General features: G+C 58.5%; 10 protein-coding genes, 1 tRNA gene and 1 pseudogene. All 12 read left to right on the top strand.

The features are described 5' to 3' along the window. Positions 1 to 868: sulfatase-like hydrolase/transferase (locus tag ACIREA_RS21785; RefSeq protein ID WP_397384465.1), on the top strand; the 868-nt coding region annotated here is incomplete at its 5' end. Positions 869 to 948: 80 nt separating this feature from the next. After that, positions 949 to 1,368, top strand: coding sequence for an exosortase system-associated protein, TIGR04073 family (locus ACIREA_RS21780; RefSeq protein WP_397384464.1), 420 nt, complete (start codon positions 949 to 951; stop codon positions 1,366 to 1,368). A gap of 100 nt (positions 1,369 to 1,468) precedes the next feature. After that, positions 1,469 to 1,759, top strand: a complete 291-nt coding sequence (gene gatC, locus ACIREA_RS21775; protein WP_397384463.1) for an Asp-tRNA(Asn)/Glu-tRNA(Gln) amidotransferase subunit GatC — start codon at positions 1,469 to 1,471, stop codon at positions 1,757 to 1,759. Positions 1,760 to 1,799: 40 nt separating this feature from the next. Next, entirely contained in the window at positions 1,800 to 3,221 is a 1,422-nt protein-coding gene (gatA, locus tag ACIREA_RS21770) for an Asp-tRNA(Asn)/Glu-tRNA(Gln) amidotransferase subunit GatA (protein ID WP_397384462.1), read from the top strand. Between the two features lie 109 nt (positions 3,222 to 3,330). Next, positions 3,331 to 3,407 (top strand) — tRNA-Arg (locus ACIREA_RS21765). A gap of 189 nt (positions 3,408 to 3,596) precedes the next feature. Next, entirely contained in the window at positions 3,597 to 3,809 is a 213-nt protein-coding gene (locus ACIREA_RS21760) for a hypothetical protein (RefSeq protein WP_397384461.1), read from the top strand. A gap of 138 nt (positions 3,810 to 3,947) precedes the next feature. Beyond that, positions 3,948 to 4,475 (top strand): hypothetical protein, encoded by a 528-nt coding sequence (locus tag ACIREA_RS21755; protein ID WP_397384460.1) that lies wholly within the window; start codon positions 3,948 to 3,950, stop codon positions 4,473 to 4,475. Further along, positions 4,472 to 5,290, top strand: coding sequence for a RecB family exonuclease (locus ACIREA_RS21750; protein ID WP_397384459.1), 819 nt, complete (start codon positions 4,472 to 4,474; stop codon positions 5,288 to 5,290). The genes ACIREA_RS21755 and ACIREA_RS21750 overlap by 4 nt, the downstream gene beginning before the upstream one ends. A gap of 318 nt (positions 5,291 to 5,608) precedes the next feature. Beyond that, on the top strand, positions 5,609 to 6,115 hold the full coding sequence (locus ACIREA_RS21745) for a hypothetical protein (protein WP_397384458.1): 507 nt from the start codon (positions 5,609 to 5,611) through the stop codon (positions 6,113 to 6,115). 91 nt (positions 6,116 to 6,206) lie between these two features. Then, the gene (locus ACIREA_RS21740) at positions 6,207 to 7,268 is read left to right on the top strand and encodes a DNA ligase (RefSeq protein ID WP_397384457.1); all 1,062 of its coding nucleotides are present in this window, start codon (positions 6,207 to 6,209) and stop codon (positions 7,266 to 7,268) included. An 85-nt stretch (positions 7,269 to 7,353) separates the two neighbouring features. After that, positions 7,354 to 7,551, top strand: coding sequence for a hypothetical protein (locus tag ACIREA_RS21735; protein ID WP_397384456.1), 198 nt, complete (start codon positions 7,354 to 7,356; stop codon positions 7,549 to 7,551). After that, positions 7,548 to 7,729 (top strand): annotated as a pseudogene (locus ACIREA_RS21730) (DNA polymerase III subunit beta); the annotation flags it as partial. The gene ACIREA_RS21735 and the pseudogene ACIREA_RS21730, both read left to right, overlap by 4 nt.

Raw genomic sequence — 7,729 nt, 5'->3', positions numbered from 1 at the left:
GCGTGTGCTGGGGGAGATCAAAGACGAGCCGTTCTTCCTCGCCGTCGGTTTTTGGAAGCCGCACGCCCCGTTCAACGCCCCCAAAAAATACTGGGACATGTATCAGCGGGACCGGCTGCCAGTGCTCGATCCCGCGCGGCCTGCCGCAGCCCCAGAGGTCGCTTTTCACCAGAGCACGGAGATTCTGGGGCCGGTGAAAGACCAAAAGCAGCCCGCCGCAGAGCAGTCGGCGGAAATGAGGCATGGGTATTTCGCCGCTATCAGCTACATGGACGCCCAGCTGGGGAAGGTGACCGCCGCGCTGGAAAAGCAGGGCCTGTTGGACTCCACTCTCATCGTGTTCTGGGGAGATCACGGCTACCACATCGGTGAACACAGTCTATGGGCCAAGACCTCGAACTTTGAGCTGGATGCACGCGTGCCGCTCATCGTGGTGCCACCGCAGGCAAAGCACTCCGGGGCCAGCACGGATGCGCTGGTGGAAATGGTGGATTTATTTCCCACCATCACCTCCTTGTGCGCTGTCCCAGATGCGCCGGGCCTGGATGGGGTCAGCCTTGTGCCGCTGCTGAACGATCCCAAGGCCAAAATCAAGGACGCCGCCTACACGCAGTTTCCCCGGCCTGCATATCCAGACCGCACCCCGCGTGGCAGGCCGGAGGTGATGGGCGTGAGTGTCCGCACTCCGATGCTGCGCTACACGGAATGGCGGGACTTTGACACGGGCAGCGTGGTGGCGAGCGAGCTGTACGACCACACTCGTGATGAGGCGGAAATGCACAATGTGATCGCCAGCCCGGCTGATCCAGCGGCCTTCGAACATGCGCGGCAGCTTTTGATACGCCAATTTCCGCCGGGAAAGCGATAAAACAGGCAAAAGGACTGTAAAAAAGCGCAACTTAATGGTTGCCAAAGACGCCCAAATTTTGTTAATCATCATTAAGCCACATGAAAAATCGTTTTCTACTCCTTGCCCTCACCGTCTGCGCCCTTTCCAGCATCGCTTATGGTGACATCCAGTCTCCTCCCGGACACCACTTTACGTGGAGCCGGAAACTCAGCCGCGGTATCGGCAATGTTCTGTTTGGCTGGTTCGAATACCCGGCTGTCTGGCGCAAGACCAACGAGTCTGATGGTTCCATCGCCGCCGCTTCCGATTTCTTCGTCGAAGGAACCAAGCGTACCTTGGTGAGAGCTGGCTACGGTCTCTATGAGATTGCCACCTTCCCAATTCCTAGCTGGAAGCGCACCTACCGCCCACCTTATCATCACAAGGAAAACGTGGACACTTGGTGGGGCTACACTGAGTTCGCTCCTGAAGTGGGCTTCCGCTCGGAGATTCCGTATTCCTCCTCCCAGGGCTGGTAACAGCCAATAAGGCAAGTTTCTCAAGGCACAGACTGCAAACAGTCTGTGCCTTTTGCGTTGCAAAGCAGGGTTCCTGCTGGCAAGAAAGAACCGTTTCCTCATGCCTGAAGCTCATAAGATCGACATCCGCCATGTGGCCAAGCTGGCCCGGCTTACGCTCACCGACGAAGAAGCCAAGCGCTACGAATCCCAGCTGAATGGCATTCTAACCTACATCGACACGCTGACGCGTTACGATCTGGACGGAGTGGAGCCGACGGCGCACGCCATGCCCGTCTATGATGTGCTGCGGGCGGATGAACCCCGTCCTGGATTTACCCAGGAGCAGGCGCTTTCCAACGCGCCGAAACGTATCGCCGATCAGATTCAGATCCCCAAGGTGATCGAGTAACCGTCCAACCTCCGCCGCTGCTTCCCGCTCTCTTTTTCCTATGCTCGCCTCCTCCACCATCGCAGCCTTGCGCAAAGGCATCACTGCGGGTGAATTCACGCCACGAGACATCGTTTTGGATGTCGCCAAATCCATCGAAGCAGGCAATGCGGAGATCGGTGCCTATCTATCCTGGGACGTTGAAGCCGCTCTCGCGGAAGCCGACCTCGCCGATATCACGAAGCCGCTGGGTGGCATCCCCATCGCGGTGAAGGATAACATGAATGTGACCGGCCAGCCCTGCACCTGCGGCTCGCGCATCCTGGCGGAAAACTACACGGCCCCCTATGATGCGGGTGCCATCCAGAAACTGCGCGCAGGTGGTGCCATCCCGTTTGGCCGGCTGAACATGGATGAATTTGCCATGGGCTCCAGCACGGAGAACTCCGCCCTCGGCGTCACGCGCAATCCGCGTGATCTTTCCCGCGTCCCCGGCGGCTCCAGCGGCGGCAGTGCGGCAGCGGTGGCGGGGGATCTTGCCATTGCGGCCTTGGGTTCGGACACAGGCGGCTCCATCCGCCAGCCAGCAGCGCTGTGCGGCTGCGTGGGCATCAAGCCCACCTATGGCCGTGTGTCCCGCTATGGACTCGTGGCGTTTGCCTCCTCCCTCGATCAAATCGGCCCGGTCACCAAGACGGTGGAAGACTCCGCGCTTTTGCTGAACCACCTCTGTGGCTACGACGCGCATGACTCGACCTCGCTGAATATCGAAGTTCCTGATTTCACCGCAACCCTTGGCCAGGACATCAAGGGCCTGCGCATCGGCCTGCCCAAAGAGTATTACATCGACGGCATCCATGCCGGGGTGTCAGCCAGCGTGCAGGCGGCGATCCGCCAGCTGGAGTCTCTGGGGGCGATCATTGAAGAAATCAGCCTGCCGCATACGGAACTCGGTGTGGCGACGTACTACGTGCTCGCTCCAGCGGAAGCTTCGGCCAACCTCGCCCGTTTTGACGGCGTGCGTTACGGTCACCGCAGCAGCAGTGCAGGGGATTTGATGGAGCAGTACACCAAGTCCCGCTCGGAAGGCTTTGGCCCCGAGGTGAAGCGGCGCATCCTGCTGGGCACCTACATGCTCAGCTCAGGCTACTATGACGCGTATTACATCCGTGCGCAGAAGGCACGCACGCTGATCCGCAATGACTTTACCGAAGCATTTAAGAAGGTGGATGTGATCCTATCCCCCACCAGCCCCACGCCGGCACACAAGCTGGGTGAACTCAAAGACAACCCGCTGGCGGCCTACCTTGAGGACGTGTTCACCATCCCCGTGAATCTGGCCGGACTGCCCGGAATCAGTCTGCCATGCGGCACTGTGGATGTGGAAGGCAAGGCACTCCCTGTGGGACTGCAGATCGTGGGCAAAGCGCTGGACGAAGCCACCGTGCTGCGTGTGGCGCATGCGTATGAGCAGTCGCGCTGATCAACGTGAATAAAGTGAAGAAAATCTCTCCACAGAGTTTGACAAAAGAACGCACTGGTCTATTCTCGTTGCCCGCTGTTTCAAACACGGCGGAAAGGTAAGTTTCAACGCACCCGTAGCTCAACGGATTAGAGCATCTGACTACGGATCAGAAGGTTTCAGGTTCGAATCCTGACGGGTGCGCCACTCATTATTAATGAGTTATATTGATGCTGTGGTTAACGCGTTTTTCCCTTGTGTGCACTTTGTGTGCACCTATCAGGGGCTGCATGACGGGCTTGACCTCCTCCTATGGTGATTCTGCAATTCTCCTTCTTTTCGAGTTATAAGAACTTGAGAGGTCGGGATTAACCCTAGCCATTTTCATCCACCCACATGCCCCGGCGAACCCATTATTCGCCCTGCATCAACCGGGTCATCGTCTGCGCATTGTATCATGAAGGCCGGCGGCTACGCCGTCCCATGACACGACTGGTCAACGATCTGCTCACCTCATCCCTGCAACACACGCAGGGATGGAGCATCGCTGCCACGCAGATGAGCGTCCCGGCTCAGGGCCGCATTGAGGAGGCTGGCACCACACGCTAGCCGCACCACGTCGTCACAGCATCCCACTTCATCCACCCGGTTCTCTCGCAAGAGGAACCGGGTGTTTTGTTGTCGGGCCATGTGGCGGCTTTTTCACCCATCCAAGCACACCCACCCCACATCAGGAGACACACCACCATGGCCATCAAACTCAGCGCCAACTATAGCAAAAAACTCGGCCTGCCCCAGTACAGCAGCCACAGCTTCAGCGCCTCCGTTGAAGTCGAACTCAGTGACATCACCCAGGTCGAAGCCGAAGTGCAGAAGCTTTACCAGCTGCTACAGCACTCCGTCGATCAGGAAATCCAGCACCCCGGTTACGTCCCGACGGCCAATACCAACGGCAACGGGCAGGCAGCGCCACAGACCAATGGGCGCACCTACCCGGTTAACGGCAACAATCGTTCAGCTCCACCTCCCGTCACGGACCGCTGGAACTGCACCGATGGTCAGCGCGGGTTCATCCTGCGTATCGTTAACGAAAACGCCAGCATCACAAAACAGGTGGCAGAGGATCTGTCCCAGCAGCTCTTCGGCATCGGCGTCAAGCAGCTCAACAAGATGCAGGCATCTCAGTTGATTGAGGACTTGCTCGTCAAGGTCGGCAAACCCGCCACCCGCCAGACCCGCTGGCAGCCACCCCCCACCCAAGCCCAGGCCGCATGAACACCGTCGCTGAAACTCCCCCACCCCAGGAGCGCAGCGAACAGGACCTCATCCGCGCATTGCAGGACACCGTGTCAGCTTCACGGCTGTCGCTGTTCCTGCAATGCCGGCTGAAGTTCTACTTCCGCTACGTGCTCAAACTGCAGAAGCCCAAAACGGCCTCACTCCATCTTGGCAGCGCGGTGCATGCCGTCCTGAAGGCATGGAACAAGGCCCGCTGGCTGCAACAGCCGCTCTCGCTCAAGGAGGTTCACGAGACCTACCTGCAAGCCTGGGCGGACACCACTGAAGGTTCCGTCAACTGGGAGCCCGGTGAAGAAGACGACGATAAGACCACCGGCTGGCGGCTGTGCGACACCAACATCCGGCAGAGCGCCTCCATGGCGCTCACCAAGCCAGATGCCGTGGAGGTGTCCATTGAGGCTGATCTTGCCCGTCATGGTCTGCCCCGCCTGATCGGCATCCTCGATCTGGTCCAGCAAGGCAGCATCATCGACTACAAGACCAGCGCCTCGACACCCAACCCCAGCACGGTCGGTCATCTCCACGAGATCCAGACCAGCAGTTACGCCATCCTGTACCGCTACAACACGGACCAGCAGGAAACCGGCATCCAGCTGCATCACCTGGTCAAACTCAAGAACCCCAAGGTCTGCATCACTGACCTGCCGCCCATGAGCCAGTCGCAGCAGACACGGCTGTTCCGGCAAATGGAGGCCTACCTCGAAGGCTTGCAGCGCCCTGACTTCATCCCTTCGCCTGGGATGCACTGCTCAAGCTGCGAGTTCATTCACGAATGCCGCCTATGGCATTAACCCCGATGCAGGCCGGTGCTCCACCTGAGCACCGGCCTGCTCATCACCCCATCCAACTTATGAAACATTTCATCCTCATTGCCTCTCTGCTGTTCGCGGCTCTACCGCTGAATGCAGGCTGGTTCTCCAAAGATCCACCACCCCCACCGCCGGACCTCGGTCCGGAATACCGCTCGAAGATTTCCAAACTCGAAGAGCAAATGTCGGAACAGCACGTCATCGCCGACCGCTGGAAGATTGCCACCGGCAGTCTCGCGTGCGGCGCCCTGCTGTTGTTTGTCATCGGAACCGCCCTCGGGGCCAAAACACGCCAACATTATGATGGAACAACCCGAATGGGACGAACAGTCCCCACCACCACCCCGCCAGCTCCCAACGGTGCCCGCCACCACATGGGCGAAGCAGGTCCACCAGATCGTCATCCGACGATGGCAGCCTGAACCGCTGAGCGAACCCGTCGTTGATCACGACCTGCCAAACCTGAGCGCCATTGAGCGTTCGGCGGAGGTCGTCAGCTTCACCTGCCGACGGTTTGAATACTGGATCTCACCGCAGGGCATCCTGCGGGAGTGGTTCAAGTTCAACCTGCGTCTTGCTCTCGGACTTGCAGTGCCCGCCTTACTGGTGGCACCGCTGGTCACGCTGGCCTTGAAGCAATTCAACGAGTGGATCGATCTCATCACGAGAACTACTTCCAACATGGTGCTCGTTCCGCTCTCGGCCATGCTGGTCATCGGCCTCATCTGCGGGCTGATTTCCATCGGAAAATCGATCCTCACGATGCGCATGCGCCAGCAACAACGTCGCGATCCGTACAACTACTGACACGGCAGACACCAACCACCCATACAAACCCAGAGCCGGATGATCGCAGGATCGTCCGGCTCTTTTCATTTCAAGAAAGGACACTCACCCCATGGAAAGCATCACCCTGTACTTTCGCTCCGGTCCCTCTGACAAAGTGTACCAGGCTAGCATCCGTCCCAAGGATGCCGGGTATCTCGTACACTTCGCCTATGGCCGGCGCGGCTCCACGCTCAGCACCGGCAGCAAAACAACAACGCCGGTCGAATACCCCATCGCCAAAGACATCTACGACAAGCTCGTCCGCGAAAAGATGGCCAAGGGCTACATGCCCGGAACCGACGCAGACACCACCACGCCACCGGACTCTCCCAACAAACACACAGGCATTCAGTGCCAGCTCCTCACCCCCATCAACGAACAGCAACTCAACCAGTTCTTGTTCAATCCCGACTACTGGATGCAGGAGAAGTTCGATGGCCGCCGTCTGATCCTCCGAAAGGACGGCGACGAAATCACCGGCATCAACCGCCTGGGATTCCCCACCGCGGTTCCTGACGGGATCGCATGCAACGCAGCAAAATACCCGCGAAACTTCGTTCTCGATGGTGAAGCGGTGGGAGACACCTTCCATGCCTTCGACCTGCTCACCATCGTCCCGGAGGACATGCGTCATCTGGCGTTCTCGGTGCGATATCTGAGGATGCGGGACATGCTCAACTCCTTTGATCATCCCCATATCCGGGAGGTGCGGGTGTTCTTCCCACCTCAAACCGCTGGCTGGTTCCAGCATTTCAAGAACGAAGGAAAGGAAGGCGTGGTGTTCAAACACAAGAACGCGCCGTACACGCCCGGTCGTCCCAACAGCGGTGGCAGTCAGCTCAAGCACAAGTTCCATGAAACCGCATCGTTCATCGTCACCAAGGTGAACGATAAGCGGAGTGTTTCATTGATCCTGTTCGAGGGCGACAAAGTACGCCCTGCCGGCAACGTCACCATCTCGCCCAATCACGATGTTCCTATACCGGGAACCGTGGTCGAGTGCCGCTATCTGTACGCATTCAAGGAATCCGGCAGCATTTACCAGCCGGTTTACCTGGGTGCTCGTACCGACATTCGCGCCGCCGAATGCATCACGGCCCAGCTCAAGTACAAAGCTGAAGCTGCGGTCTAGTACAACAACGAAACCCACGCTCAAGCTCATGTGCCTCCACCGGTGCATGGGCTTGTTTGCGTACATCCCCGAAAACTCATTCCTCATGAAGAACATTGTCCATTTCATTAGGATGGCAGCCTCTGCGCTGCTCGTCCTCACAGGCACCGCCTGCCCTCGCTTCTCTTCGCAAGCAGCCATCAAGGAACTGCGGCAGGAATTCATCATCGTCGTTCCGCAAACCCACGTCACGCCGGAGAAACCATTGCATCCCGGCGATCAACCTCAACCGCCACACCCATGAATCCCATCACACTCCCCATCGCGGAATTGAAACCCGCTCTGGCAGGACTTGGCAAAGTGATCAACCCACGAGCCACTCTGCCGGTCCTGCATCACGTCAAAGTCGAACGCACTGCCGACGGTTGGATTGCTCTCACCGGCACCGACCTGGATCGCTTCGTCACCATGCGTCTCGAACA

The organism is Prosthecobacter sp. (assembly GCF_044373815.1).
GTDB lineage: Bacteria > Verrucomicrobiota > Verrucomicrobiia > Verrucomicrobiales > Verrucomicrobiaceae > Prosthecobacter.
This window is presented reverse-complemented; position numbering and strand designations above follow the sequence as displayed.